Annotated in this window: 26 protein-coding genes; 16 read left to right on the forward strand and 10 right to left on the reverse strand. The window is 65.2% G+C overall.

Annotation, left to right across the window (positions count from 1 at the left end; translation table 11 throughout):
• Window positions 1–3: 3 nt before the first annotated feature.
• The 7 genes from BLV45_RS27450 (at window position 4) to BLV45_RS07955 (ending at window position 5565) form a co-directional block, all read left to right on the forward strand.
• Entirely contained in the window at window positions 4–309 is a 306-nt protein-coding gene (locus tag BLV45_RS27450) for a hypothetical protein (protein WP_176954103.1), read from the forward strand.
• A gap of 113 nt (window positions 310–422) precedes the next feature.
• Window positions 423–701, forward strand: coding sequence for a hypothetical protein (locus BLV45_RS07930; RefSeq protein WP_090531565.1), 279 nt, complete (start codon window positions 423–425; stop codon window positions 699–701).
• A gap of 270 nt (window positions 702–971) precedes the next feature.
• Window positions 972–1295, forward strand: coding sequence for a hypothetical protein (locus tag BLV45_RS07935; RefSeq protein WP_090531566.1), 324 nt, complete (start codon window positions 972–974; stop codon window positions 1293–1295).
• A gap of 191 nt (window positions 1296–1486) precedes the next feature.
• Window positions 1487–2770, forward strand: a complete 1284-nt coding sequence (gene dcm / locus BLV45_RS07940) for a DNA (cytosine-5-)-methyltransferase (RefSeq protein WP_090531568.1) — start codon at window positions 1487–1489, stop codon at window positions 2768–2770.
• Window position 2771: 1 nt separating this feature from the next.
• A complete protein-coding gene (locus BLV45_RS07945) occupies window positions 2772–3263 on the forward strand; it encodes a very short patch repair endonuclease (protein ID WP_090531571.1) in 492 nt (163 codons plus the stop codon).
• A 180-nt stretch (window positions 3264–3443) separates the two neighbouring features.
• Window positions 3444–3947, forward strand: a complete 504-nt coding sequence (locus tag BLV45_RS07950) for a YbhB/YbcL family Raf kinase inhibitor-like protein (RefSeq protein ID WP_090531572.1) — start codon at window positions 3444–3446, stop codon at window positions 3945–3947.
• A 250-nt stretch (window positions 3948–4197) separates the two neighbouring features.
• Complete coding sequence (locus BLV45_RS07955) at window positions 4198–5565, forward strand: MFS transporter (RefSeq protein ID WP_090531575.1); 1368 nt, start codon at window positions 4198–4200, stop codon at window positions 5563–5565.
• 210 nt (window positions 5566–5775) lie between these two features.
• Here the strand turns inward: BLV45_RS07955 and otsA are convergent, their stop codons facing one another.
• From otsA to BLV45_RS26960, 5 genes are all read right to left on the reverse strand, one after another.
• A complete protein-coding gene (gene otsA / locus BLV45_RS07960; protein ID WP_090531578.1) occupies window positions 5776–7200 on the reverse strand; it encodes an alpha,alpha-trehalose-phosphate synthase (UDP-forming) in 1425 nt (474 codons plus the stop codon).
• 246 nt (window positions 7201–7446) lie between these two features.
• Window positions 7447–7671, reverse strand: a complete 225-nt coding sequence (locus tag BLV45_RS07965; RefSeq protein WP_090532789.1) for a hypothetical protein — start codon at window positions 7669–7671, stop codon at window positions 7447–7449.
• Between the two features lie 148 nt (window positions 7672–7819).
• Complete coding sequence (locus BLV45_RS07970) at window positions 7820–8026, reverse strand: hypothetical protein (protein WP_090532791.1); 207 nt, start codon at window positions 8024–8026, stop codon at window positions 7820–7822.
• Window positions 8027–8157: 131 nt separating this feature from the next.
• The gene (locus tag BLV45_RS07975; RefSeq protein ID WP_090531580.1) at window positions 8158–9564 is read right to left on the reverse strand and encodes a sigma-54-dependent transcriptional regulator; all 1407 of its coding nucleotides are present in this window, start codon (window positions 9562–9564) and stop codon (window positions 8158–8160) included.
• Window positions 9565–10444: 880 nt separating this feature from the next.
• Window positions 10445–10555: a glycine zipper domain-containing protein gene (locus tag BLV45_RS26960; protein ID WP_245753161.1), complete on the reverse strand. Its 111-nt coding sequence runs from the start codon at window positions 10553–10555 to the stop codon at window positions 10445–10447.
• 394 nt (window positions 10556–10949) lie between these two features.
• On the opposite strand from BLV45_RS26960, the gene BLV45_RS07985 reads away from it, so the two are divergent.
• From BLV45_RS07985 to BLV45_RS07995, 3 genes are all read left to right on the forward strand, one after another.
• Complete coding sequence (locus tag BLV45_RS07985) at window positions 10950–12005, forward strand: sigma-54 interaction domain-containing protein (RefSeq protein WP_090532793.1); 1056 nt, start codon at window positions 10950–10952, stop codon at window positions 12003–12005.
• Window positions 12006–12347: 342 nt separating this feature from the next.
• Entirely contained in the window at window positions 12348–12932 is a 585-nt protein-coding gene (locus tag BLV45_RS07990) for a hypothetical protein (protein WP_407670996.1), read from the forward strand.
• The gene (locus BLV45_RS07995) at window positions 12929–13450 is read left to right on the forward strand and encodes a hypothetical protein (RefSeq protein WP_090532798.1); all 522 of its coding nucleotides are present in this window, start codon (window positions 12929–12931) and stop codon (window positions 13448–13450) included. The genes BLV45_RS07990 and BLV45_RS07995 overlap by 4 nt, the downstream gene beginning before the upstream one ends.
• 104 nt (window positions 13451–13554) lie before the next feature.
• On the opposite strand, the gene BLV45_RS08000 is transcribed toward BLV45_RS07995, so the two are convergent.
• Complete coding sequence (locus BLV45_RS08000) at window positions 13555–14916, reverse strand: ABC transporter ATP-binding protein (RefSeq protein WP_176954104.1); 1362 nt, start codon at window positions 14914–14916, stop codon at window positions 13555–13557.
• A gap of 12 nt (window positions 14917–14928) precedes the next feature.
• A complete protein-coding gene (locus BLV45_RS08005) occupies window positions 14929–16680 on the reverse strand; it encodes an ABC transporter permease (protein WP_090531584.1) in 1752 nt (583 codons plus the stop codon).
• A 732-nt stretch (window positions 16681–17412) separates the two neighbouring features.
• On the opposite strand from BLV45_RS08005, the gene BLV45_RS08010 reads away from it, so the two are divergent.
• Together BLV45_RS08010 and BLV45_RS08015 are read left to right on the forward strand one after the other, a co-directional pair.
• The gene (locus tag BLV45_RS08010; RefSeq protein WP_090531586.1) at window positions 17413–19092 is read left to right on the forward strand and encodes a sensor domain-containing diguanylate cyclase; all 1680 of its coding nucleotides are present in this window, start codon (window positions 17413–17415) and stop codon (window positions 19090–19092) included.
• 115 nt (window positions 19093–19207) lie between these two features.
• On the forward strand, window positions 19208–19474 hold the full coding sequence (locus tag BLV45_RS08015; RefSeq protein ID WP_090531588.1) for a double-stranded DNA-specific endonuclease: 267 nt from the start codon (window positions 19208–19210) through the stop codon (window positions 19472–19474).
• A gap of 126 nt (window positions 19475–19600) precedes the next feature.
• On the opposite strand, the gene BLV45_RS08020 is transcribed toward BLV45_RS08015, so the two are convergent.
• Both BLV45_RS08020 and BLV45_RS08025 read right to left on the reverse strand, forming a co-directional pair.
• Window positions 19601–20926: an ATP-binding protein gene (locus BLV45_RS08020; protein WP_090531590.1), complete on the reverse strand. Its 1326-nt coding sequence runs from the start codon at window positions 20924–20926 to the stop codon at window positions 19601–19603.
• Window positions 20910–21635: a response regulator gene (locus BLV45_RS08025; RefSeq protein ID WP_090531592.1), complete on the reverse strand. Its 726-nt coding sequence runs from the start codon at window positions 21633–21635 to the stop codon at window positions 20910–20912. Before BLV45_RS08025 ends, BLV45_RS08020 begins: the two co-directional genes overlap by 17 nt.
• Before the next feature lie 233 nt (window positions 21636–21868).
• Between BLV45_RS08025 and BLV45_RS08030 the strand changes: the two genes are divergently transcribed.
• Complete coding sequence (locus tag BLV45_RS08030) at window positions 21869–22420, forward strand: periplasmic heavy metal sensor (protein WP_090531594.1); 552 nt, start codon at window positions 21869–21871, stop codon at window positions 22418–22420.
• A 157-nt stretch (window positions 22421–22577) separates the two neighbouring features.
• Here BLV45_RS08030 and BLV45_RS08035 read toward each other — a convergent pair whose 3' ends face one another.
• A complete protein-coding gene (locus tag BLV45_RS08035) occupies window positions 22578–23276 on the reverse strand; it encodes a pirin family protein (protein WP_090531596.1) in 699 nt (232 codons plus the stop codon).
• Window positions 23277–23998: 722 nt separating this feature from the next.
• Between BLV45_RS08035 and BLV45_RS08040 the strand changes: the two genes are divergently transcribed.
• The 3 genes from BLV45_RS08040 to BLV45_RS08050 are packed head-to-tail and all read left to right on the forward strand — an operon-like array spanning window position 23999 to window position 26202.
• On the forward strand, window positions 23999–24688 hold the full coding sequence (locus tag BLV45_RS08040; protein WP_090531598.1) for an ABC transporter permease: 690 nt from the start codon (window positions 23999–24001) through the stop codon (window positions 24686–24688).
• Entirely contained in the window at window positions 24685–25398 is a 714-nt protein-coding gene (locus tag BLV45_RS08045) for an ABC transporter permease (RefSeq protein WP_090531600.1), read from the forward strand. The genes BLV45_RS08040 and BLV45_RS08045 overlap by 4 nt, the downstream gene beginning before the upstream one ends.
• 21 nt (window positions 25399–25419) lie before the next feature.
• Window positions 25420–26202 (forward strand): ABC transporter ATP-binding protein, encoded by a 783-nt coding sequence (locus tag BLV45_RS08050; protein ID WP_090531602.1) that lies wholly within the window; start codon window positions 25420–25422, stop codon window positions 26200–26202.
• The last annotated feature ends 136 nt before the right edge of the window (window positions 26203–26338 follow it).

A 26338-nucleotide genomic window follows, 5' to 3' on the forward strand; every position in this document is an offset into this window, starting at 1 on the left:
CCGATGGTTACCTTGATCGATCACGACATCGCACACATCGCACGCATCATGCGGCCGTCGCTGCATGGCAACGCCGGCGGCCCGATCCTGCCGACGTCGTACTGGCGCAACCGTCTGCACCATCTGCTCGACGCGTGGCACGTGACGAAAGCGCAGTTGCGTACCATCGACAGCCTGCTGCTCGAACTGGATCACTACGACCGCGGCCAGGAACGTCCGGCCACGAGCGAACCGGTCGTCTGCCCGGCACGCGTGGCGCCGGCTTCCCGCACGGGCGCGCACCAGCGCCGCCACGCCTGCGCGACATAACGCGCGAACGCGACCAGCAATGCCCTCGTGCCTGAAACGCACGCGGCTTCGGTGTCAAAATACGGGGCTACCGGCCGGAGGGCCATCGATTTCCCCCATCAGCAAGGAATCCCGTGGACACCAGTAAACAGATCGCCGCACTGACCGTTTCCGGCATGCAGACCGCCGGCGCGAGCCAGGCTACCGCCATCGCCCTTCACGTTCTGATCCGTCACCTGAAATCGCCCGAACTGCTCAGTGAACTCACGACGGCGTTCGAACAACATCAGGCGTTGATGCTGCAAAAACCGTGGCCGGAGCAGATGCTGGCTTCGTTCGAAGCGACACGCCGTTTCCTCGAAAGCGCCGCGCGCAGCGACAGCGGGCCCGAGGCGACCCGCACCGCGGGCTAAAACCGGATCGTCCACGCGGTGTTCGCGCCGCGTTCCCCGTTTTTCAGGCTCATGACCCATCCTTACAACATCGCGGTCGACGCCGTCCTGATGATCGTCGTTGTTCTCATCCCGGCGTGATCGCGCGGGTGATGAACTGAGTCGGCGATTCAACCCGCCGCATCGAAAAAAGGTGTCGAAGCGCCTTTTTCCTGGCCTGCCGGCGATGAAAAAAACCGCGTCGCCGCTCGCGAACCCTAAGGCATCGATTGCCGGTGCCGTTAACCGGTTATGGACCGCCCATCCTCCGCACGCACCGGCTCTTTTCAGGCCACGCTGATCGATCAGGACATCGCGCATATCGCGCGTGTCATGCGACCGGCGCTTCAGGGCGATCTCGGCGGCCCGATCCTGCCCGCCTCTTACTGGCGGCAACGTCTTCATACACTGCTCGACGCCGATTTCCTGACCAGCGGCCAGCTTCGCGCCATCGACAGCCTGCTGCTTCAACTCGAACACTTTCCGCTTCGTGACCACCCGCCGGTCACGCCTACCGCCGACGCCGCCAACGCGAACACCGCGACGCCCGGCGTGACCGGCTTCGTTCAGGGATAAGTCGCGAGCGTCACGCCCCAACCACTTCGGCCACACGACCGTATGCGCCACCCCACGGCGTGAAAGCCGCTGCGGTACACATCCACCCGCGAAGCTGCAACCGCCAGTTTTTTCGCCGTCGCCGGGCGATATATCAAAAAGGGACGTGTCCAGGTCATAATGTCCGCAAAAATCCCCAGCAAGGACCGATAGTGACTCAGGCCACGCTGCCAGCCCTGCTCGCGCAGGCTCGCGCCCGCTACACACAACGAGAGATCGCCGATCACGTCGGCAAGGACATCAAGACCGTCCGGCGCTGGGAAAAAGGCGAAACGCCCTGTCCGGCCATGCTCGGCCCGGCGCTGCGCCTGCTGCTCGCCACCGGAAACGCCAGTAGCGCCCGGCGCACCGGCACGCCCGCGCGCTTTTCCTTCATCGACCTGTTCGCCGGTATCGGCGGCATCCGCATGGGCTTCGAGGCAGAAGGCGGCGAATGCGTCTTCACGAGTGAGTGGAACGATTTTTCGAAGAAGACGTACCTCGAGAACCATGGCGCGGATCACACGTTCGTCGGCGACATCGTGTCGTTTCCCGCCGAGGACGTGCCCGCCCACGACATCCTGCTCGGCGGCTTTCCCTGCCAGCCGTTTTCGATTGCGGGCGTGAGCAAGAAAAACGCGCTCGGCCGGCCGCACGGTTTCGAGTGCGCGACACAGGGCACGCTCTTTTTCGACGTCGCGCGGATCATCGCGGCGAAGCGCCCCACTGCGTTCCTGCTCGAAAACGTGAAAAACCTGCTGTCGCACGACAAGGGACGCACGTTCGACGTGATCCTGCAGACGTTGCGCGACGAGCTCGGCTACGAGGTGCATTACCGCGTGATCGACGGCCAGCATTTCACGCCGCAACATCGTGAGCGGATCATCATCGTGGGCTTTCGCGGCAAGACGTCGTTTTCCTGGGACGACCTGCGTCTGCCGGAACAGGGGCCGCGGCTCGCGTCGATCCTGCATCGCACGGACGGCGGCGAGCCGCGCCTGCCGTGGGACGACGGGCGCTTCTTCGATCACGCGGCGCGATGCGTGCAACCGAAATACACGCTCACGCCGAAGCTGTGGGCCTATCTGCAGCAGTACGCCGACAAGCATCGCGCAGCCGGCAACGGCTTCGGTTTCGGCATGGCGTATCCGGACAGCGTCACGCGCACGCTGTCGGCGCGTTATCACAAGGACGGCTCCGAGATTCTCGTCCATCAGGGCGAAGGCCAGCGGCCACGACGCCTCACGCCGCGCGAATGCGCGCGCCTGATGGGCTTTCCCGACACGTTTCGCATTCCCGTCAGCGACACGCAGGCTTACCGGCAGTTCGGCAACAGCGTCGTGATGCCGGTCATGCGGGAAGCGGCGCGCATCATGACGCCGCATGTGGAAGCGCTGCTGTCCAGCAACGGCGAACCCGCCGCCACGCCGCCGCGGGACATCGCGCTCGTCGCCTGAGATGGTCGACGTCGTCGACGCCGCGACGCGAAGCCGGATGATGTCCGGCATTCGCGGACGCAACACGAAGCCCGAGCGCCTGATCCGCAGCCTGCTGCATCGACGCGGCTTTCGCTTCCGGATCGACGTGCGCGATCTGCCGGGCCGCCCCGACATCGTCCTGCCGCGTTATCGCGCGGTGGTGTTCGTGCATGGCTGCTTCTGGCACGGCCACGGCTGTCATCTCTTCAAATGGCCCCAGACGCGCCCCGAATTCTGGCGCGAGAAAATCGGCCGCAACCGCGCCAACGACGAGCGCGCCGTGGCGGCACTACGCGCGGCCGGCTGGCGCGTGGCGATCGTGTGGGAATGCGCATTGCGTGGAGCGAACCGGGACGTCGAAGGCGTGATCCAGCAACTCGCCGACTGGCTGAAGGACGAGCGCGGCGCGGATCAATCCACCGCGACCACCGCGGGCAGCGGCGATCACGACACGCTTGAACTGAGCCTTTGAACCGGCGCCCGGGCGCACCCCGATGGGCGCTGATGGTCGCCGCGCAGCGCTTTGCGGCACAGCCACAACGACCCGCGGTGCTACACTCGATCAGCGCATCACGAGTACCCACGCGCCGCAAGTGCGAGCGCGGGACAGCGTCCGTTCCATCTCAAGAACTTTCCTTGAAGGAGGCATCCGATGGCTGATTTCCGACTCTGGTCCGATGAGTTTCCTGCTAACGGCTTCATGCACAAGGCGCAGGAATTCAACGACAAATCATTCGGCGTCGATGGCGAGAACATCTCGCCCGCCCTGCAATGGGACGCACCGCCCGCCGACACGCAAAGCTTCGCCCTCACCGTCTACGATCCGGATGCGCCGACGGGAAGCGGCTTCTGGCACTGGGTGATCGTCAACATTCCGCCCGAAGCGCGCTCGTTGCCGCGCAACGCTGGCAAGGCCGACGGCAGCCTGCTGCCGCAGGGCGCGCTGCAGGTGCGCAACGACTACGGCACGGTGGGTTTCGGGGGCGCGGCGCCGCCGCGCGGCGACAAGCCGCATCGCTACATTTTCCGTCTGCACGCACTGAAGGTGGCGCACCTGCCGATCAACGCCGAGGTGACGAACGCGGTCGCGCGCTTCATGACGCATCTGAACGAAATCGATTCGACGACCTGGACGGGTCTGTACGAACTGAAGTAACCTGCCGAACCACCCTCACGGCGGGTAAGGCGGACGACGCCCCGTTGGCGCACCGCATGGCGCCCGCCGTCTGTTTGCCGGTCGCGCTGGTTGTGCGGGTTGTGCCGGTCGTGCCGGATTGCCCCGGCGTCGGGCACGTGTCCGCGCACGCCGCACCGCCTCGCGCCGGCGACAGGAACGATGCGCGCACAACCTTCCTGTAAGGCGGGTTTCGTACAATTCGGCGTCTGCTTACTAACGGCCCGTGCCGATGAATCCAGAACAAGGCCTGCCTCTTCCGCAACGTTATGGCGCGATCTTCGTCGTGGCGCTCGGCATCACCCTTGCCGTGCTTGACAGCGCCATCGCCAACGTCGCGCTTCCGACTATCGCGCGGCATCTGCATGCAAGCGCCGCCAGCTCGATCTGGGTCATCAACGCATATCAGCTTGCGATCACCATCTCGCTGCTGCCGCTTGCCTCACTCGGCGATCGCATCGGTTACCGGCGCGTGTATCTGGCGGGCCTCGCGCTCTTCACGGTCTCGTCGCTCGGTTGCGCGCTCGCCACCTCGCTGCCGGCGCTCGCCTTCGCCCGCGTGATCCAGGGCTTCGGCGCGGCCGGCATCATGAGCGTCAACACCGCGCTCGTGCGCATGATCTATCCCCCCGACCAGCTCGGGCGCGGCATCTCGATCAACGCGATGGTGGTCGCGGTGTCGTCGGCGGTCGGGCCGACGGTCGCTTCCGCGGTACTCTCCGTCGCGACGTGGCCGTGGCTCTTCGCGATCAACGTGCCGATCGGCATCGCCGCGTTCGCCTTCGGGCTGAAGGCGCTGCCGCGCAACACGCCGCACAGTACGCCCTACGATTTCCTGAGCGCGGTGATGAATGCGTTCGTGTTCGGCCTGCTGATCTTCGCCATCGATGGCTTCGGTCACGGTGAGCATCGCGGCTATGTGATCGCGGCGCTCGTCGCGGTCGTGGTGATCGGCTACTTCTTCGTGCGGCGGCAGCTCGGCCAGCCCGCGCCGCTCCTGCCCGTGGATCTACTGAAGATCCCGATCTTCGCGCTGTCGATCGGCACGTCGATCTGTTCGTTCGCCGCGCAGATGCTGGCGTTCGTCTCGCTGCCGTTTCTGATGCAGGACACGTTCGGGCTCACCCAGGTGCAGACCGGTTTGCTGATGACCCCGTGGCCACTCGTCATCGTCGTCGCGGCGCCGCTGGCGGGCGTGCTCTCGGATCGCTACTCGGCGGGCATTCTGGGCGGCATCGGGCTCGTCACGATGACATGTGGACTGTTGCTGCTCGCCACGCTCGGCGCACATCCGGAACCGTTCGCCATCGCGTGGCGCATGGCCGTGTGCGGCGCGGGCTTTGGCCTCTTCCAGTCGCCGAACAACCGCACGATGCTGTCGTCCGCGCCGCGCTCGCGCAGCGGCGGCGCAAGCGGCATGCTCGGCACGGCGCGCCTGACCGGACAAACGCTCGGCGCGGCGCTGGTGGCGTTGATCTTCGGCGTGGCGCCGCAACGCGGGCCGACCATCGCGCTCTACGTCGCGGCGTCCTTTGCGATCGTCGCGGCGGCGGTCAGCATGTTGCGCATCGTGCGGCGCGAGGCGACCGCTTCGACCTGATTGCTGTCGGTATGCATCGCACCGGGCATCGAATACCGCATGCGCCGCTCGCGCAGCACATGTCCGCGTCCAGCCCTCGCCAGCATGCGTGCGTGAACATCACGAGCCGGCCTCACGCTTCATCACGGCAGACGAAAAACGGCGGCCAGAACAGGCCGCCGCACAAATCAAGCGTCGCTTTTCTTGCGTTTCGGGTCGGACGCCGGGCGTCTAGTTCGCCGGCGCGTGCGCGAGCTTGACCGCCTTTGCCGTCGCCGATGCAGCCGTTGCCACGTTGCGCAGATCGGCGAGGAAGTTATCCCGCCACACGGAAAGATTGTTCTCGCGCAGCGGCGCCATCATGTCCGCGTGACGCGCCTGGCGTTCCGCGAGCGGCATCGACAGTGCGCGCTCCAGCGCTTCGGCCATCTGCGACAGATCGAACGGATTCACGACCAGCGCGCCCGGCAACTGCCCGGCGGCGCCGGCGAATTGCGACAGCACGAGCACGCCCGGGTCGGCCGGATCCTGCGAAGCGACGTATTCCTTCGCGACGAGGTTCATCCCGTCGCGCAGCGGCGTCACGTAACCGACCTGCGACTGACGGAACAGCGCCATCAGCAGATTGCGGTCGTACTTGCGGTTCAGGTACTGGATCGGCGTCCAGTCGAGCTGCGCGAAGCGGCCATTGATGCGCCCCGCTTCGCCTTCCAGCGTCTGCCGGATACGCTGATAGGTCGATACATCGGAGCGCGTCGGCGGCGCGATCTGCACGAGCGACACGCGGCCGTGCCAGCCCGGCGCGTTCAGCAGCAGACGCTCGAACGCCTGGAAGCGCTCGACCAGCCCCTTCGAGTAATCGAGCCGGTCGACACTCATGATCAGCTTGCGGCCGCGCATTCCTTCACGCAGGCTGCGAACCGGCTTGCGATCGGTGAACTGCTCCGCGGCCTTCGCAATCGCATCCGGATAGATGCCGATCGGATAGGCGCCGACCTTCAGGAAGCGGCCGTACGCGTGCATCATGCCGTCCTCGCTCGACGTGCCATGCTGCCCGCGCTCGATAAAGTCGACGAACGACTGGCGATCCGCATCGGTCTGAAAGCCGACGACGTCGTAACTGCACATGCACTTCACGAGCTCTTCGTGCGGCGGCACGGTGCGCAGCACTTCGGGCACCGGAAACGGAATGTGCAGGAAGAAGCCCACCGGATTCTTCACGCCGAGATCACGCAGACAGCGCGCGAACGGCAGCAGATGGTAGTCGTGTACCCAGATGATGTCGTCGGGCTTGAGCAGCGGCTTCAGCTGCTTCGCGAGCGTCACGTTGACGCGCAGATAACCCGAGTATTCCTGCCGGTCGTAGCGCGACAGGTCGTTGCGATAGTGGAAGGTCGGCCACAGCGTGGCGTTCGAGAAACCACGGTAATACTGGTCGTAGTCACGCTTCGTGAGACCGACGGTGGCGTACGTCACGTTGCCCTGCTTTTCGATGACAGGCGCCGCCGGTTCACCGACGGTCTCGCCACTCCAGCCGAACCACACGCCACCGGTTTCCTTCAGCGCATCGAGCACGCCGATCGCGAGACCGCCAGCGGCCTGACGGCCCTCCTGGGTCGGCGCGACACGATTCGATACCACGATCAATCTGCTCATTCGGCTCCACCTCATTCAGTTATGCATTGCATGCGGGGGACATTCAGCTTTTATCGTGCATGCAAGTCACATGCCGCGTCTCGCTAAAACCGGAAGAAAAATGTATGTGAACGCGACGGGCGAGAATAAACCTGCGATGTATGTCATTCACATCGCAAGAAAATTTTTCCCGTCTTCCTGCCGTTTGTGCGCTGCCACTCGCGTTGCGCGGCTCAACCCGGTGCGCCACGCATGCCGTGGCTCCACTCAGGCGTCCTGCTCGGAACCGAGGTCGCGCTGATAGTCGAGCCCTTCCGGGCGCACGCCGCCCTGATTGTGGTCGCCGTCGAGCGGCGCATGGGGCGCGGGACGATTCTGCGCAGCCGGATCGGGACCTGCGGGCGGCCCGTCCGTGCCGCTGCCGGCGGGGTTGGCAGGACGTGGGTCGCGCTTCGAATGGCGCGCGGAGCGCCGCAAGGCGGGGTGTCTCATCTCGATGCCTCCACTGGAAGGCCGCCACACGAACGGTGGCATCACCATAGTCTAGAGCCCGGCGTGGCAAATTGCCGGTAAAAACGCAGCCCGACGTGTAACAAGTACATCAAGCGCCGGGCAGTACGGACACGCGACGCCACGAGCCTCAATGCACGACGACATGCGGCGCCTCGTCCGGCGCTGGAGGCGGGTCGCCGATCGGCGGCGTATCGGGAATCGTCGGCTCGCGTGTCGGGTCGGGGTCGGTGTCGGGCTGATCGGGATCGGGTGTCGAAGGCGGCTCGATGGGCTCGGGGCGATGCGCGATGACCGTGGGATTCGGCGTGGGCACGTCGGCGTAACGTTCAGGCATGAAAGTCTCCTCGTTCGAGTCGAACCCTTTCATCAGCAAGCGATGTGCCGCCCGCCCAACGCAAGATCACGGGCCGCCGTTCTGCCCGCCGCTTAACGAACCAGCACCTGTGTTACATAAGCGCTGCGCGTTCAGGCATTCGCGTCGCCCAGCGCGCGGGACTCGTCGTCCGCTTCGCCTTCGGCCAGACGGCTTGCGTCGTTGCCGTATTCGACGAGGCGGTTATACAGCGTCTTCAGGCTGATGCCGAGGATCTCCGCGGCGCGCGTTTTCACACCGCCGCATTGTTCGAGCGTCGCGAGAATCAGCTGCCGGTCGGCTTCGGCAAGCGAAGTGCCGAACGGTATCGTCACCGCCGTGCCCACTGCCGGCTTCGACAGCGAGATCTGCAGCGGCACTGTCGCCGTGCTGTCGGATTCCGGGCCGGACATGATGTGCGCGCGCTGCACATAGTTCTTCAGTTCGCGTACGTTGCCGGGCCACGGATACGACATCAACATGTCCTTCACCGCCTGCGGGAAGTGCTTTTTCGTGCTGTGGCGTTCGTTCAGCTCATCAAGGAAGGCCTGCGCGAGCAGGTCGACGTCCTTGCCACGCTCGCGCAGCGGCGGCAGGCTGATCGGGAACACGTTCAACCGGTGATACAGGTCGAGGCGCAACTTGCCTTCGAGCACGGCCTGCTCCGGATCGCGATTCGTCGCGGCGATCAGGCGCACGTCGGTTTCGATCTCCTTCGTTGTGCCGACCCGCATGAACATGCCGGTTTCCAGCACGCGCAGCAGCTTGACCTGCAACTCGACCGGCATCTCGGTGATTTCGTCGAGGAACAGCGTGCCGCCGTTCGCGCGCTCGAAATAGCCCTTGTGTTGACGGTCGGCGCCCGTGAACGAGCCGCGCTCATGCCCGAACATTTCGGATTCGATCAAATTCGGCGAGATCGCGCCGCAGTTCACCGCGAGAAACGCGTGCTTGCGGCGCAGGCTCAACTGGTGAACGGTCTGCGCGGCGACTTCCTTGCCGGTGCCCGATTCGCCGACCAGCATCACCGAAGCCGCCGTCGGCGCGACCCGGCTGATCTGGTCGTAGACCTCCTGCATCGCAGGCGAATTGCCAAGCATCAGACCGAAGCGGCCCATGCGTCGCAGTTCGCCGCGCAGGGTGCCGATTTCGGCTTTCAGGTCGCCCGGACGTGGCAGGCGGCTCAGAATCGCCTTCACGCGCTGCATGTTGATCGGTTTGACCAGATAGTCGGTCGCACCCATTTTCAGTGCGTTCACGGCCGATTCGACCGTCGCGTGCCCGGTGATGACGATGACCTCGACGCCCGACTGCGGATCGAGGTCCTCGAAGAGGTCGACGCCACTGCCGTCCGGCAGCTTGAGGTCGGTGAAAATCACGTCCGGCGTTTGCCTGACGAGCTGGATGCGCGCTTCACGCAGATCGCCGGCGGTGACCGTGGTCAAGCCGTCTTCTGCGATGATGGTGGCGAGCGCCTCGCGGGTACCTGGATCGTCATCGACAATCAATACGTGTGGCATTGCGTCTCGCAAACGTGGGAAGCGTTGGATGTTCGCATCGTCAAACGCGTGAAACCCGCCGGTGGCAGCGCGCCCGATGCGTCGCGCGCTGCACGAACCGCACGACAGGTGCGGTGGTTTCCGGCCGGGATTCGAGGTCTGGCGTCGTGACCCGGGTTCGATCGGACCGGACAGCAATCCGGATCAGTGATCGATTCGGGACGAAGACCAGGTGCGCCTGCGCAACAATCGGCGGATGCGTGCCAGCCCGAACGCCTCATTGTTGTGGATTTGTTCATTGTACGGCTTTACTCCGGCCATGCGCCTCTATCTTATGGCGAGAAAGCGCGGAGAAGCCGACTCGCCCATCTGGCAAGCCGCGCACCACGCAGCCTCATACCGGGCGCGCCGCAAGACCCATCGATCGTCTCGCGGCGTTCAACCGGAAATCACCGCTCAGCTACGCGGGAAAGGCCAGGGTTCGCCTGTGCCCGCCGGATGCCCGGCGCCGTTCGTCGCACCGCTTGCTGCACCGTTTGCAGCACCGTTTGCAGCGCCGCTCGCGGCGTCGCCGTCGCTGGCGGTTTTCATCGTGGCGGCCGCGGGTTGCCCGGGCATGACCACGCTACCGCCTTCCCCTTCCCATCGGCTCAGATCACGACTCAACAGTGTCCGCGCGACGCGCTGCCGCTGAGACCAGCGCCATGCGAGGATCCCGCCGACTGCCATCAACGCGCCGAAAATGCCTATTCTGGGTCGTGCCATGTCGAACTCCTCTTCATCGCAAATCGGGTAAATCGGACCGAAGCAATCGTCTGCGCGAACGCCGGCGTGAACTGCCCGCCGGGCCGCATCGCGCGAAGCAGGCGGATCATGCGTCGCGCCACCCCATCGACGCCGCTCAAATCACCGCGTCACCAGAACGCCCAGCAAAAAAACCCATTCCCGTGCCAATGCCGAGCGTCTGCCACGGAGTGTCGCGGACGTAGCGATCGGTGTTGTCGGCAGCCACGCGATAGCGCTGCGTCCGTCGCCAAGCGCCAGGCTGCAGCGAATCGACATGCGCGCGCCTGCCCTGCCGTTCCGCTTGCGCACCGGCTTTCCTAGTCGATTGATTTCAAGCGGGCGAGTTCCGCCCCATCCATCCCGCGTCTGCACAACCGCATGTTCCGGTCGATATTGCCGATCGCTCATGACAAATATGTCGTTAGTACCTTTTATCGATCGCGCCTCCGTCCATCGGGGCGCGAACAGCCGTTCGATCGTCCTCACGCGGCCGCGCGCATTGCGGTGCAAGGCGCGCGAGTGGTTAAATCATATTTACGAGATATTGAGCCGGCGCGGTTCGCGGATCGTGCGGACAGGCGTCGCTACAACGAAGAACATTTTTGCAGGACATCCTGTTTATGGCGTCAATCGATCTGGACCCGCCCGCTGTCGCCGCGGGCGGCGGCGCGGCGCAGACGAAGCAGCGCATCCCGGGCGCGGTGGCCGGCCTCAGGTCCTATGGCCTGCTGTACGGCTCATCGCCAGTGATGCTCGAACTGTACGAGCAGATTGAACGCGTCGCGGCAACCGACGCAACCGCGTTGATCATCGGCGAATCCGGCACCGGCAAGGAACTCATCGCGCGCACGATTCACGACCAGAGCGCGCGCCGCGACGCGCCGTTCATCGCCGTGAACTGCGGCGCGATTCCCGACGAGCTGATCGAAGCCGAACTCTTCGGCCACGAGAAAGGCAGCTTCACGGGCGCGGTGCAGGGACGCATCGGTTACTTCGAGCATGCGAACGGCGGCACGCTGTTCCTCGACGAAATCACCGAGATGGCGCCGGTGCGTCAGGTGAAGCTGTTGCGCGCGCTCGAGACGGGCACGTTCTTCCGGGTGGGCGGAAGCGAGCTGATTCGCGGCGACGTGCGCGTGATCGCCGCGACCAACCGCGATCCGGTTGTCGCGATGAAGGAAAACGGTCTGCGCGAGGACCTGATGTATCGCCTCGCCGTGTTTCCGCTGCGCGCGCCGCCGCTGCGCGAACGCGAGAACGATCGCGAACTGCTCGCGCATTACTTTCTGGCTTCGATGAACCAGCAGGAAGGCACGAACAAGACGTTCAGCAAGCGCGCCATCGAAACGCTGCGGACGTGGTCGTGGCCCGGCAACGTGCGTGAGCTGAAGAACGCGGTGTACCGGGCGTTCATCCTCGCGGAAAAAACGGTCGAGCTGCCGCATCCGCACCTTGCGTCGCGCGTCAGGAAGCCGGTCACGCAAGGCGACGCGATGAGCGTGTGGATCGGCACGCCGCTCGCGGACGCGCAGAAGCAGATCATCCTCGGCACGCTGAAGTACTGCGGCGGCGACAAGCGTCGCGCCGCGAAGGCGCTCGGCGTGAGCCTGAAGACGCTGTACAACCGGCTCGGTACGTACGGCAGCGAAGACGGCGTCGAAGAGGAAAGCGAGTAGCCCGTTGATTCGCCGTGGTCCGGCCAGCGCGCGCCGGACATCTCCTGAACACGGCATCTTTATCCCGACCATGCGAAGTTGAATGCGAAAACGCTTCGCGTGGTTCGCCTGTCGCCCTGCTTGTCCACACGCTCGATCCCCGCGTCTTTTCAGAAACTTCGTTGATGTGCATCAGGATTTGCAATTGCTTGCACTTTTCTCCTGCCATTTACAAAACGCATCCTGCAAAATGCTGCGGCAAGAAAGGACGTGAATAACGCGTCGTCTGGCTGTAGCCGCGCGAAGCGCGTGGCATACCGGCAGACGTCGCCAGCAGGAGCAAGACAGGGAATGATGATCAGGATGCACCGGGCCCACGGCGCCCAGCGGAAGCGCTCATCCACGCTCTCCGTGTTCTCCGCGCCCGCGACGCTCGCCGTCGTCGCGATCGCTGCGATCGTTGCGACAGTCAGCTTGAGCGGATGCAACTCGGTCTATTCAGAAGGCGCGACCGCCGGTGCCGGTATCGCCGGCGCCGCCATCGCTTCCAGCGTCACCAATAATGCAGCCGTCGCGACCGGCATCGGCCTTGGCGCCGTTGCCGCGGCGCGCGCCGGCGTGCAGTACTCGCAGCGCGTCGTGCATCGCGACACCCAGGACCGCATCGCGCAGGCGGCCGGCCCGCTCGACGTCGGCGCCGTCGCGCCGTGGAGCGTCACGCATTCGGTTCCGATCGAAGAGGACGAGCACGGTCGCGTCACGGTCAGCCGCACGATCAGCACCGGCGCGCTCGACTGCAAGGAAATCGTCTTCTCCGTCGACAAAACCGCCACGAAGAGCGTGCCGGCCAGCACGGGGTTCTACGTCGCGTCGATCTGCCGTGACGGCGCCGCGTGGAAATGGGCGTCGGCGGAACCGGCCACCGGGCGCTGGGGCGCGCTGCAATGAGTGCGGCCGCAAGCGTACGGCTCGCGCTGGCCGCTGCCTTCTGCGTGAGCGCCGGTGTGTTGCTGGGCGGGTGTTCGTCGGCGTCGGTCGGCGCCACGAGCGGCGCGGCGGCGGGCGTCGCCACCGGTCTCGTCACGGCGAACCCGACAGTCGGGATCGGCGTCGGCATCGCGGTGCAGGCCGCGACCGACGAGGTCGTCAGGAACTACATGCGCGACATGCATGAAGACCAGCAGAACCTGATCGCGGCGCTCGCGGGCGCGTTGTCCATTGGCGAGACACGGCCGTGGCGAATCAAGCACTCGATGCCCATCGAGAACGGCCATGGCCAGGTTCGCGTGACACGCGAGTTCAGGTCGGCGCTCGCGAGCTGCAAGGACTTCGTGTTCTCCGTGCAGGACGGCGACGATCCCGGCGCGCACGAAGCCTGGTACACCGGCAGCGCGTGCCAGCAGGACAAGGGCTGGAAGTGGGCGCTGGCCGAACCAGCCGTCGAACGCTGGGGCAATCTGCAATAACGCTCGCCGCCTGGCTTTTGCCTGGCGGATAAAAAAGGCCGCGCAGTGTTCGATGACGAACCCTGCGCGGCCTTTCTGCTTTGCGGGATCACACCCGCGGCAAATCAGGACTCGACGTCTTCCAGGCTGAAGATTTCGGTCTGGTCGTTATACGAGAAGATCTCGCCATAACGGCCCCAGTTGATGACGGCGTCGAGCGTCTCCTCGGCGGCCTTGTCGGAGAGGAAATCCTCCAGCTCCTGCTCGAAGCGCACGCGCGGCGCGCGATGCCCCGGGCGCTCGTTCAGCACCTTCTTGATCCGCGCGGCCAGCGGCACGTGACGCAGCAGATGCTCGGCGAACATCATCTTGCGTTCCTGCGTGCCGAATTCCGAGAACACGCGCGCCGGCGGCGTCAGGAAAATATCGCCTTCGCGCACGTCGGCGAAGCCGAGATGCTGCAGCACTTCGGCGACCGGAAACAGATCGTCGACCTCCAGATGCAGCGAACGCGCGATTTCCGGCATGTCGGCGCGGCCGTGATACGGCGCGGCGGCCAGCGTCTCGATCAGGCCGGCCATCAGGTTGGTCGACACATGCGGCAGCCAGCTGCTCCACTCCAGCCCCTTGCGGGTTGCCTCGCCTGTCTGGCGGGCGGTCATCTTCGCGTAGATTTCGTCGACCAGACGCCGGAACGCCGGGTCGAGGCGGTTACGCGGATGCTTGAACGGCACCTTGATCTCGGCGATCACGCGGCCCGGATTCGACGACAGCACGAGGATCCGGTCGCACATGAACACCGCTTCCTCGATGTTGTGCGTGACGATCAGCACCGACTTGATCGGCATGCGCCCCTGCGTCCACAGGTCGAGCAGGTCGGTACGCAGCGTTTCGGCGGTCAGCACGTCGAGCGCGGAGAACGGCTCGTCCATCAGCAGCAGCGTCGGGTCGACGACGAGCGCGCGCGCGAAGCCCACGCGCTGGCGCATCCCGCCCGACAGCTCGCGCGGATACGCGTTCTCGAAGCCGTCGAGACCGATCAGGTCGATCGCGGCCAGCGCGCGCTCGCGGCGCTCGCGCGCGGCGACGCCCTGCGCCTCGAGCCCGGCTTCCACGTTCTGCAGCACGGTCAGCCACGGGAACAGCGCGAAGGTCTGGAACACCATCGCGACGCCCTTGGCGGGGCCGTCGAGCGGCTCGCCCATATACGTGACCTCGCCGTCGGTCGGCTCGATCAGGCCCGCGATGATCCGCAGCAGCGTCGACTTGCCCGAGCCCGAGCGGCCCAGCAGGCCGACGATCTCGCCTTCGCGCAGCGACAGGTTCGCGTCGTCGAGGACGAGCAGTTCGCCCTGCGTCTTGTTAAAGCCACGGCACACGTCCTTGACGCGCAGGATCTCCGCGCCGGGGCGAGGTGGCACGGGTGGCATGGGCGGCGTCGGCTGCGCCTGCATCTGCGCGGCGGCTACGGCTTTCGGGTTTTGCATCGTGTTTCGCTCTCAATCGAGCCGAAGCTTCGCTTCGGCGTAGGCGTACATCGGACGCCACAACAGACGGTTGAACAGGGTCACGAAAAGCGACATGACCGCGATCCCGAGGATGATCTTCGGATAGTCACCCGCTTCGGTATTCTGCGCGATATAGGCGCCGAGGCCATGCGCGACGACCTTGGTATTGCCCCACTGCACCGCCTCCGCGACGATGCTCGCATTCCACGCGCCGCCCGACGCGGTGATCGCGCCCGTCACGTAGTAAGGAAAGATGCCCGGCAGCATGGCCTGGCGCCACCATTGCCAGCCGCGGATGTGGAAATTGGCGGCCGCCTCGCGGTAGTCGTTCGGATACGAGGTCGCGCCGGCAATCACGTTGAAGAGGATATACCACTGCGTGCCGAGCACGATCAGCGGCGAGAGCCAGATATCCGGGTTCAGGCCGAAGCGCACGATCACGATCACGAACACCGGGAACAGCAGGTTCGCCGGGAACGCCGCGAGGAACTGCGCGAGCGGCTGCATCTTCTCGGCGAGCCGCGGGCGCAGCCCGATCAGCACGCCGACCGGCACCCACACCACCGAGGCAATCGCGATCAGCACGACCACGCGCAACAGCGTGATGAGCCCGAGCACGAACGCGTGACCGACCTCGTCCATCGTGACGCCAGTGCGCACGTAGAGCGCAACGCGACAGACCACGTACACGGTCGCGATCAGCACGCCCACGGCCCACACGATGTCGCCGAGCTTCGACGACTTCTCGCTTTGCGGAATCTGGAAGCGCACGCGGTCGAACGACGGCACGCGCAGCGGCACGCGGGCGGCCTTCGCGAACAGCCAGCCGAGCGGCACGAGCAGACGGTGAATCAGCCGCGTGCGGCGGATCAGGTCAAGCAGCCACGATTCCGGCGCATTGCCCGAACTCGTGGTTTCCATGCGGAACTTGTCCGCCCACGCGACGAGCGGACGGAACAGAAACTGGTCGTAGGCGAGAATCACAACGGTCATCGTCAGGATCACCCAGCCGATCGCGTGCAGGTCCTTGCCGGCGATCGCCGCGGCCAGATAGGCGCCGATGCCCGGCAGCGTGATCGAGTGGTTACCGACCGTAATCGCCTCCGACGCCACGACGAAGAACCAGCCGCCCGACATCGACATCATCATGTTCCAGATGAGGCCCGGCATCGAAAACGGCACTTCGAGCTTCCAGAAGCGCTGCCACGAGGTCAGATGAAAGCCGCGCGACACTTCGTCCAGATCGCGCGGCACCGTGCGCAGCGACTGGTAGAAGCTGAACGTCATGTTCCAGGCCTGGCTCGTGAAGATCGCGAAGATCGCCGCGAGCTCCGCGCCCAGCACGCGCGCCGGGAACAGCGCGAGAAAGAACGTGACCGTAAACGAGATGTAGCCAAGCACCGGCACCGACTGCAGGATGTCGAGGATCGGCACCAGCACCTGCCCGGCGCGGCGGCTTTTCGCGGCGAGCGTGCCGTACACGAGCGTGAAGATCAGCGACGCGACCATCGCCGCGAGCATGCGCAGCGTGGTGCGCATCGCGTACTCAGGCAGATTCGCCGGATCGAGCGAGATGGCCTGGGTCTGCAGCGTGGAGATCGGCGCCATCGTCTCGTGAAAGCCGATCGCCGCCATCGCGATGATGCAGATGATCAGCGGGAACGCGACGAAGTCCCAGCGATTGGGCAACACCCGCCATGCGGACGCGTTGGCGGTGCGATTCAGGTTGAAACCGAAATCCATCAGGCACGCTCCCCGGTCAGGCGGGCAGCCGGCGCGGCCGTGGCAACGGTAACGTCTGCCGCGTTGATGCGGGCGAGGCGTGCGGCAGCGGTCGCGCGCGCGCTGCAACGGTCGAAGGATCGGTCCGGAAAGCGGAATTCAGGCATGGCTAGACGCTTATGCGCGGTAAATCGTTGGCATTGGAGACGCGCTGGCCGGTTACGGTGCGAGCCGTGCGGCGAATCACGCCGACTTCCCGCGCCGCCCGGCGCACCCGCCACCGCTGGCGCCGCCCGAGGGCTGGCGAGCTTTCCTCGTTTTGGACGGCACGACACTACTACAACCTGTGTTTCAGGCACAACCTCGGGCACCACTTTTGCGCCAGACGGCCGCCATTCGGGACGTCCGGCAGCCTCTTCCGCACCCAGGCGTCGCGTCCGTGCCACATCTGGCAAACCCGTGTTTCCATTCAGAAAATGCCACGGCGAGCCGTTAAAGACGTTGACGCGTGGTCATGCAACGCAATATGCGCCTCTCGGGTTGTCGCGCGGCGGTTAAAATCGCAGAACGGCAAGCGGGGCCTGGATTTCCCGGCGACCCGCGACCCTGCTGCCGAGGTCCACGGTTACACAACATCGGCACGGCGGGCAGACACCTTCGAGGGCACGCCCCGGCGCCGGCAGGCTGTAGCGCATGACCCTGTTGCATTAAACAGTCAGACGGATCGAACGGATCAAGCAGATCAACACGCCGATGAACAGGACAACCTTGCGCCAGCTAACCGGGCCGTTCAGTTTCGTGCTGATCGTGGTTGCGTGCTGGTTCGCCGCCGGCATGATCGCGGACCGGATGGTACAGCAAGAACTGAATGCGGCCATGCAGGCGCAGCAGCAAATGTCCCTCTCGATCGTCGACAACATGGCCGAAGTGATCGCGAGCGATCTCGCCATGTCGCGCGCCATTCCGGCCACGATGGCCGAACTGGGCGTGATCCAGCACGCGCTGTCGCAAACCGGGAATTATGCCGCGAACAGCGCCAGCGCGGAACCCGCTCACCGGGACGAACTGCTGCGGATGCCCGAACTGGCGGCCGTCAGCAGCTTCCTGCACGACGCGCAAGGTTTCTCCGGCCTCGACTCCATCTGGCTCGTCAACGCGAACGGCCTGTGCGTCGCGTCGAGCAATGCGCAGAACGATCAGGGCTTTGTCGGCATCGACATGCGCTCGCGCGGCTATCTGGCCAACTCGCTGCTCGGCGCATTCGCCGAAGCGTACGGCGTCGGGCGGGCGAGCGGCGAGCCGGGCATCTTCATTTCGGCGCCGGTCTACGACGACGGCGTGCTGGTCGGCGCGGTCGCCGCCAAGGTCGGCATCGCCCGGCTGCGCCACTGGGTCGCGCACGCCGGCACCTTCGTCGCCGACGACAACGGTGTCATCATCATGGCGCACAACAGCGCGCTCGAAGGCCGCGCGCTGCCCCATTCACGGATCACGCAGATGCCGGTCGCCGCGCGCATGAGCATCTATCGCCGCGACGCTTTCCCCGAAATCCAGATCCGCCAGGCCAGTCACGGCGTGTATCAGCAGGCGCCGTGGTTCCCGAAGGCGCAGGCTGCGAAGCTCGTCGAGATGCCGGAATATCGTGAGCCGTCGCTCTACCAGTCGCGCATCGGCCTGAATTCCGGGCTGTCCGCGCATCTGATCGACCCGATCACGGCGTATCCGGAACTCGTGCGCAACCACACGCGCTACCGCCTGCTCGTGTTCCTGACGCTGGCCGGCACGGTGGCGCTCGCCTGGGTGATCGCGGTTTCGTACATGCGCGAGCGGCGCCACCATCGCGCGACGCGCGATCTGGCCGAGCAGCTGCAATCGGCGAACACGCTGCTGTCCGCCGAAGCGCGCCACGACGCGCTGACGGGCGCCCTCTCGCGACGCTATTTCCTCGATCTGCTACGGCACGAGATCGACGGAGCGCGCGCCGCGCGCACGCCGCTGTGCGTGGCGATCGCCGATCTCGACCACTTCAAGCAGATCAACGACCGCTTCGGCCATGCAGCGGGCGACCGCGCGCTCGAACATTTCGTCGACACCTGCCGCATGGAGCTGCGCGACAGCGATTCGACCGGCCGGCTGGGCGGCGAGGAATTCGGCATCCTGCTGCCGGCGACCTCGCTCGCGGCGGGGCTCGAAGTGGTCGAACGGCTGCGCAAGCGGCTGAAGGCGGCGCCTTCCGCGAAGCTGCCTGCATCGGCGGTGCTGAGCGTGAGCATCGGCATTACCGAGCTGTCGCCGGAAGACCTGCCCGAGCGCATCATGAGCCGCGCCGACCTCGCGCTGTACGCGGCCAAGTCAGGCGGACGCGACCGCAGCGAGGCCGTTCCGCCCGACGACACCGCGCCACCCGCGCGCGCGGCGGCGTCGGTGTGGTGAGCGCCTTGATGCGCTCGATCACATGAACTGAAACGCCCGCTGAAGTCCCCCGAAGGAAGCAGGTATCATCGACTTTCATACGAAGGTTGTTGCAACCGTCTATCGGGAGAGTCGCATGAAGGGAAATCTGGTGATTGTCTGTCGCGATCAGGATGCTGTCGCATTCGACCAGTTGCTGGCCGAATATGGCTCGTTCCAGACCCGGCTGTCATCGACCGCCTGGTATCTGAAGCTCGAGGTCGCGCCAGAAGTGATTCAGGAAGAAATTCTCGCGCGGCTCGGCAAGTACACCACGCATTACATCTTCGAGGCGGAAACGGTCACCTGGAATACGGTCGACAGCGACGCCGCCACCGCACTCAACACGCTTTTCGCCGAGTAGGCACCGCCGGAACAGAAGGCGCGAGCGGCCCGAAGAATCGCTGGCGCGTTGCATCGCTCTGCGTTGGTCGACCCAAGGCCACCCCGGTCCATATCGATCCGCTCCGGGCCGAAGGCGTTCGCGGGTTTATCGTCCCCAGGCCGATTCCGTTATTTTCGACGTGCCGCGCGGCAGCACGTCGAACGCGAAGCTCATCAGCACACGCAGGCCACGCCCTTCGTGGTTGCCGATGTCCCACTCTCCGCCCAGCCTGCGCACCAGCCGCTCGACGATCGCGAGGCCAAGCCCGCTGTGGCCATTGCCGCCGCGCGCCGGATCGAGCCGCACGAACGGCCGGCTTGCGTTGATCAGATCGTGCGCGGCGATGCCGTTGCCATTGTCGTACACCGCCAGCGTGAAGCCCGCCGACGTGCGCGCCGTTTCGACGACGATCGGCGGCGCGCCGTACGCGTGCGCGTTGTCGAGCAGATTGGACAGGATCCGGTCGAGCGTCGCGGCAGGCAGGCGAAAGCCCGGGCCCGCGTTCAGCGCCGTCTGCACGGCGGGCGCGCCGGCTGCGACCGCGCGGTAGGTGCGCACCACGCGCTCGCATTGCGTGTCGACTTCGACCGGCTCGCTGCGATCGGCGCCGTCATGCGCGAAGACCAGAAACTGGTCGACGATATGCGCCATCGAATCGACGTCGCGCACCACGCCGTCGCGCACCTTGGCTTCGTCCATCAGTTCGGCGCGCAGGCGCAGCCGCGCGAGCGGCGTCTTCAGATCGTGCGCGACGCCCGCCAGCATCACGGCGCGGTCGTTCTCCGTGCTCGCGACTTCCTGAACCATCTGGTTGAAGCCGCGCGTGAGCTGCCGCAGTTCGCGCGGTCCGCGCTCCGGCACGGGCGGCACCGGCAGCCCGCGGCCGAACCGTGCGACCGCCTGGGCGAGCGAGCGCAACGGCTGCTGCAACTGCCACGCGGCAAAGAGCGCGGCCATCACACCCGCCGAAAAGATGGTGATGAGCCACCAGACGGTGCGGTCGAGCGAGCGCGGCGGCCTGAGCGGCTGCACGGGCACGACGATCCAGCTATGGTCGGTGGCCGAGCGCACCCACAACGTGGGCGGCTTGCCGGGCGTACCCACACGCACCTGGGTGCCGGCGGGCATGCGGTCCTGCACATCGTCGAGAAAGCGTCGCAACCCGGGCGGCACGCCTGCGTTTTCGGCGGGCACGTCGGGGCTCGTGGGGTCGACGAGGCGCACGCGCGATGGCAACGGCTGATCCGGCGAGCGCGCCACGTGCTGGCGCACCGCTTCGACGAGGAACGTCGCTTCTTCGACCGCGTAACGCGCCTGCAACTGGTTGCGATCGAGGCGCATCAGCGCATACCACGCGAAATGCGAGATCAGCAGCACGGTGACGACCAGCAGCGCCAGTCGTCCGAACAGCGAATCAACTGGCCGGCGCATGCTGCTCGCCGTCTGGCACGAACACGTAGCCGCGGCCACGCACGGTCTGGATGAAACGCGGCGTGGCCGGGTCGGTTTCCAGAATGCGGCGCAGACGCCATACCTGCACGTCGATGCCGCGGTCGGTGCCGTCGTATTCCGGGCCGTGCAGCAGTTCGAGCAGGCGTTCGCGCGTGAGCGTGCGCATCGGATGGTTCACGAAGATCTTGAGCAACGCGAATTCGCTGCCCGAAAGCGTCAGCGGCCGGCTGTCCTGGCTCAGCGTGCGCGACTGGAAGTCGAGCGTGAAGCGGCCGAACACGAACGGCTCGCGCTGCTCCGGCGCGGCCGCCGAAGGCAGCGTGCGACGACGACGCAGCACCGCCTGCACGCGGGCCAGCAGCTCGCGCGGGTTGAACGGCTTGCCGAGGTAGTCGTCCGCGCCGAGCTCGAGACCGACGATGCGATCCACGTCGTCCGCACGGGCGGTCAGCATGATGACGGGGATGTCGTCGCCGGAAGCGCGCAGCTTGCGCAGCGCCGTCAGCCCGTCGACGCCTGGCATCATCAGGTCGAGCACGATCAGGTCCGGCCGCTCGCGTTCGAGCCGGCGTTCGAGAGAACCGGCATCGTGCAGCACCGAAACTTCGATGCCCTGCCGTGCCAGATAGTCGCGCAGAAGATCGCGCAGTTCGACGTCGTCGTCGACGACCAGAATTTGGGTAGCCATGGGACGAAGTTTAACGCGCGCGCCCTCCCGTTTTCGACACAAACCTCCCGCAAAGGGTTACTGGGTGTTACCGCGAAAGGCACTCGTAATGTCGTGTAATGGCAGCAGCGACGCGTGTAACACGCCTCGGGCCAGGCGCCTCTACGCTGTGTCTAACCGAATACGGGCCGTTTCACGCTCTCGCGATCACGCGCCCGCACCGTCGGCCTGGATCAACACAAAGGAGTCGCTCCATGTCCAATAAAACTTCACGCTTTCTCGCCGTTGCCGCTTCGTCTCTCGCACTGAGTCTGGGTGTCGCCTATGCTGCCCAGCCGGGTGGTGCCATGGGTGGCCCTGGTGGCCACGGTGGCCCTGGCGGCTGGCACGGCCACTTCATGAAGGAGCTGAGTCAGTTGCATGGCCAGCTGAACCTGAACGCGGATCAGGAGAAACAATGGCAGGCCGCGCTCGACACGATGAAGCAGACGCGCGAAGCCGAACGTGCGAATCATGAGCAGATGAAGCAGCAGTTCAAGTCGATGCAGCAGCAACCGATTCTCGACCTGAACGCGATGCACGCCGCCCATCAGAAGGTCGAACAGCAGGACGCGCAACTGCGCGAGCAGAGCGCGACCGCATGGCTCACGTTCTACAACGGCCTGAACGACCAGCAGAAGACAACCGTCAGCACGGCGCTCAAGCAGCGTTTCGCGAAGATGGAACAACGCCACGAGAAGATGCACGAGCGTTGGGAACATCATCGCGGCGCGGCGCCGGACGCGGCTTCGGCGGTCAAGCCGTAACGCGCCACGCTTGCTCCTGCAGACGGCACACGACACACGACACACGCCGCCTGCGGGAGACACAAAAAAACGCCACGGGGTGCATTCCGTGGCGTTTCCTTTTGCGGCGTTACCGTGCGACGCTATTCACCCGCATGCACGGCCTGGGACTCCAGCTTCAGCCAAGATCGAACAGCAGCACTTCGGCCTGATTGCCCTTTTCGAGCGTCACCGTGTCGACGTCGGCGAGCATCGCCGCATCGCCGGCCACGAGTGCCTCGCCGTTGACCGTCACGCCGCCGCGCGCAACCTGCACATAGACACGCCGCCCTGCCGGCACCGTGTAGTCGGCACGCTCGGCGCCGTCGAACAGTCCGGCGTGAATCGATGCATCCGAGTGAATCGTCACCGAACCGTCGCGCCCATCGGGCGAAGCGACGACGCGCAGACGGCCGCGCTTGTCCGCATCGTCGAAGTGTTTCTCTTCGTAGCCAGGCGCGTCGCCGCGTCGGACCGGCAGCACCCAGATCTGCAGCAGATGCAGCGCGTCTTCCTTCGATGCGTTGAACTCGCTGTGCATCACGCCGGTGCCCGCGCTCATCCGCTGGACGTCGCCGGGGCGGATCGTCGAACCGTTGCCCATGCTGTCCTTGTGCGCGAGCGCGCCCCGCAGCACGTACGTGACGATTTCCATGTCGCGATGGCCGTGCGCGCCAAAACCTTCGCCAGGGCCGATCACGTCTTCGTTGATGACGCGCAGCGGGCCGAACTGCATATGGTCCGGATCATGGTAGTCGGCAAACGAAAAGCTGTGATACGAGTCGAGCCAGCCGTGGTTGGCGTGACCGCGTTCATCCGAGCGGCGAATCTGCAGCATGTCGATCTCCCGTCAATATTGAGCGATGCACAGAATGTAGGGGCGCGCGGCCGAAAGGACAATCCGCACCCGCGCACTGCATCGTTTCGCCAGCGATGCCAATCTGATGCCGATCCGATGCCGGTCGCCGCGGCGCCCACCGCAGGCCGCCCTGCGCGCGCATGCCCGACCAGGGGCTACGCCCGGGTGGCGCGCGCCGGCTGTTCGGGTAAAATACCGCGCTTTTCGGTCGGACGGACTTGCGCCGCACGCCCTCGCACCTTCCGCCATGCCTCCCATGACTCCCGGGCAGGTAACCCGAAGGAACCTGCGACGGGCCTGCACGGCAATTTTGTCCGCCTAGAATAGCGACGGCGAGCCAGGCACGTCGACCGCCGGCCGGGCGGCGGTCGACGGCGGTCGACGACGGCGGTCGGGGAACCAGCGGAAAACGGCCACGGGAGACCGGGCCGCTACCAATGGGCCGGACGGGGTTCTGGTTATACAGTCGGAAAAAGCGCTGCTTCGCCGGCGAAGACATGGCAGGTCACCCGCACAAGGGGGGACGCCTGGCGTGTTTCGCGGCCCCGGATCCGGGGCACGGCAAAGCAGTCACGAATCGCACAGCGGCCCGCTGTGCGTCGGGCGTCCCGCCGGATCGATGGATCCACCGGCAACGGGACACACGGCGCGCGTGGAACCGCGTCTTTCGCGGCGTCGAGACGCGTCGTCAAGGACTTCATATGTTTCTTTCAGGCTACGGCCCCATCATCCTTGCCGGCACCTGGCAGACCGTCAAACTGGCGGTGTTGTCGCTGGCGTTCGCCTTTCTCCTCGGCCTGATCGGCGCGGGGGCGAAACTGTCGAAGAACCGTGTGTCGTACGGCATCGGCACGCTGTATACAACACTGATACGCGGCGTGCCCGATCTCGTGCTGATGCTGCTGCTCTTCTACAGCATCCAGATCTGGCTGAACAACCTCACCGACCTGATCGGCTGGAACCAGATCGACATCGATCCGTTCGTGGCCGGCGTGATCGTGCTGGGCTTCATCTACGGCGCGTACTTCACCGAGACCTTCCGCGGCGCGTTCCTGTCCGTGCCGCGCGGCCAGCTGGAAGCGGGCTCCGCCTACGGCATGAGCGCCTGGCAGGTGTTCTCGCGAATCATGTTCCCGCAGATGATGCGCTTCGCGCTCCCCGGCATCGGCAACAACTGGCAGGTGATGGTCAAGGCCACCGCGCTGGTGTCGATCATCGGTCTCGCCGACGTCGTCAAGGCTTCGCAGGATGCCGGCAAGGGCACGCTGCGATTCTTTTTCTTCACCCTGCTGGCGGGCGCCATCTATCTCATCATCACCACCGTCTCGAACTTTGTGCTGATGTACCTCGAAAAACGTTACTCGACCGGTGTGCGAAAGGCGGACCTATGATCGGGCTGATCCAGGAATACTGGCGCAACTATCTCTTCACCGATGGCTACCGCTTCACCGGCCTCGCGATCACGATGTGGCTGCTGGTCGTGTCGATCGGCCTCGGCTTCTGCCTGTCGATCCCGCTCGCGGTCGCGCGCGTGTCGAAGCGAAAATGGCTGTCGCGCCTCGTGTGGCTGTATACCTATGTGTTTCGCGGCACGCCGCTCTACGTGCAGTTGCTGCTCTGCTACACGGGCCTCTACAGCCTCGAATTCATCCATTCGCACGCGCTCACCGACGCGTTCTTCCGCAACGGCATGAACTGCACGCTGCTCGCGTTCACGCTGAACACCTGCGCGTACACCACCGAGATCTTCGCGGGCGCGATCAAGGCCACGCCGTATGGCGAAATCGAGGCGGCCCGTGCGTACGGCATGTCGCAGTTCACGCTGTATCGCCGCGTGATCCTGCCTTCGGCGCTGCGTCGCGCGTTGCCGTACTACAGCAACGAGGTGATCCTGATGCTGCACGCCACGACTGTCGCGTTCACCGCGACCGTGCCGGACATCCTCAAGATCGCGCGGGACGTGAACTCGGCCACGTACCAGTCGTTCGGTGCGTTCGGCATTGCCGCGCTGCTCTACCTCACCATTTCCTTCACGCTCGTGTGGCTGTTTCGCCGCGCCGAGCACCGCTGGCTCGCCTATCTGCGGCCACAGGGCAAGTAAGCCCGACGACAAGAGACACAGATGAAAACCAGCAAACAGAAGCTCTTCGTCGATGAGCTCCACAAGCAGTACGGCGACAACGAAGTCCTGAAGGGCGTCTCGCTGCAGGCGAACGCAGGCGACGTGATCAGCGTGATCGGCTCGTCCGGTTCGGGCAAGAGCACGATGCTCCGCTGCATCAACTTCCTCGAACAGCCGAACGCGGGCCGCATCTTCGTCGACGGCGAGGAAGTGCGCACCGCGAAGGACAACCGCAGCGGCGCGTTGCGCGTCGTCGATCAAAAGCAGTTGCAGCGCGTGCGCACCCGGCTTTCGATGGTGTTCCAGCACTTCAACCTGTGGTCGCACATGTCGGTGCTCGAGAACGTCACGGAGGCGCCCGTGAACGTGCTCGGCCTGCCGCGCCGCGAAGCGGAGGAGCGCGCGCGCCAGTACCTCGAAAAGGTCGGGCTCGCGCCGCGCGTCGAGAAGCAGTATCCGTCGCATCTGTCGGGCGGCCAGCAGCAGCGTGTGGCGATCGCCCGCGCGCTGGCGATGCATCCCGACGTGATGCTGTTCGATGAACCGACCTCGGCGCTCGACCCGGAACTCGTCGGCGAAGTGCTGAAGGTGATGCAGACGCTCGCGGAAGAAGGCCGCACGATGATCGTCGTCACCCACGAAATGGCGTTCGCGCGCAACGTGTCGAACCACGTGATGTTCCTGCATCAGGGGCGCGTGGAAGAAGAAGGCCACCCGGACGAAGTCTTCAAGAACACGAAAAGCGATCGCCTCAGGCAGTTCCTCTCAGGCAGTCTCAAGTAGAAACAACGAATTTGTAGTTTATGTAGTTTTACAAGGCGCTTTCAGCGTCTTGTTTTACTTCGGGCACCTGCACATCGAATGCGCGGGTTGTCCCAGCATGTGCGCAAAAACACCCCTCTTTCGCCCTACTCCGGAC

It is taken from the genome of Paraburkholderia sartisoli (genome assembly GCF_900107685.1).
Taxonomy (GTDB): Bacteria; Pseudomonadota; Gammaproteobacteria; order Burkholderiales; family Burkholderiaceae; genus Paraburkholderia; species Paraburkholderia sartisoli.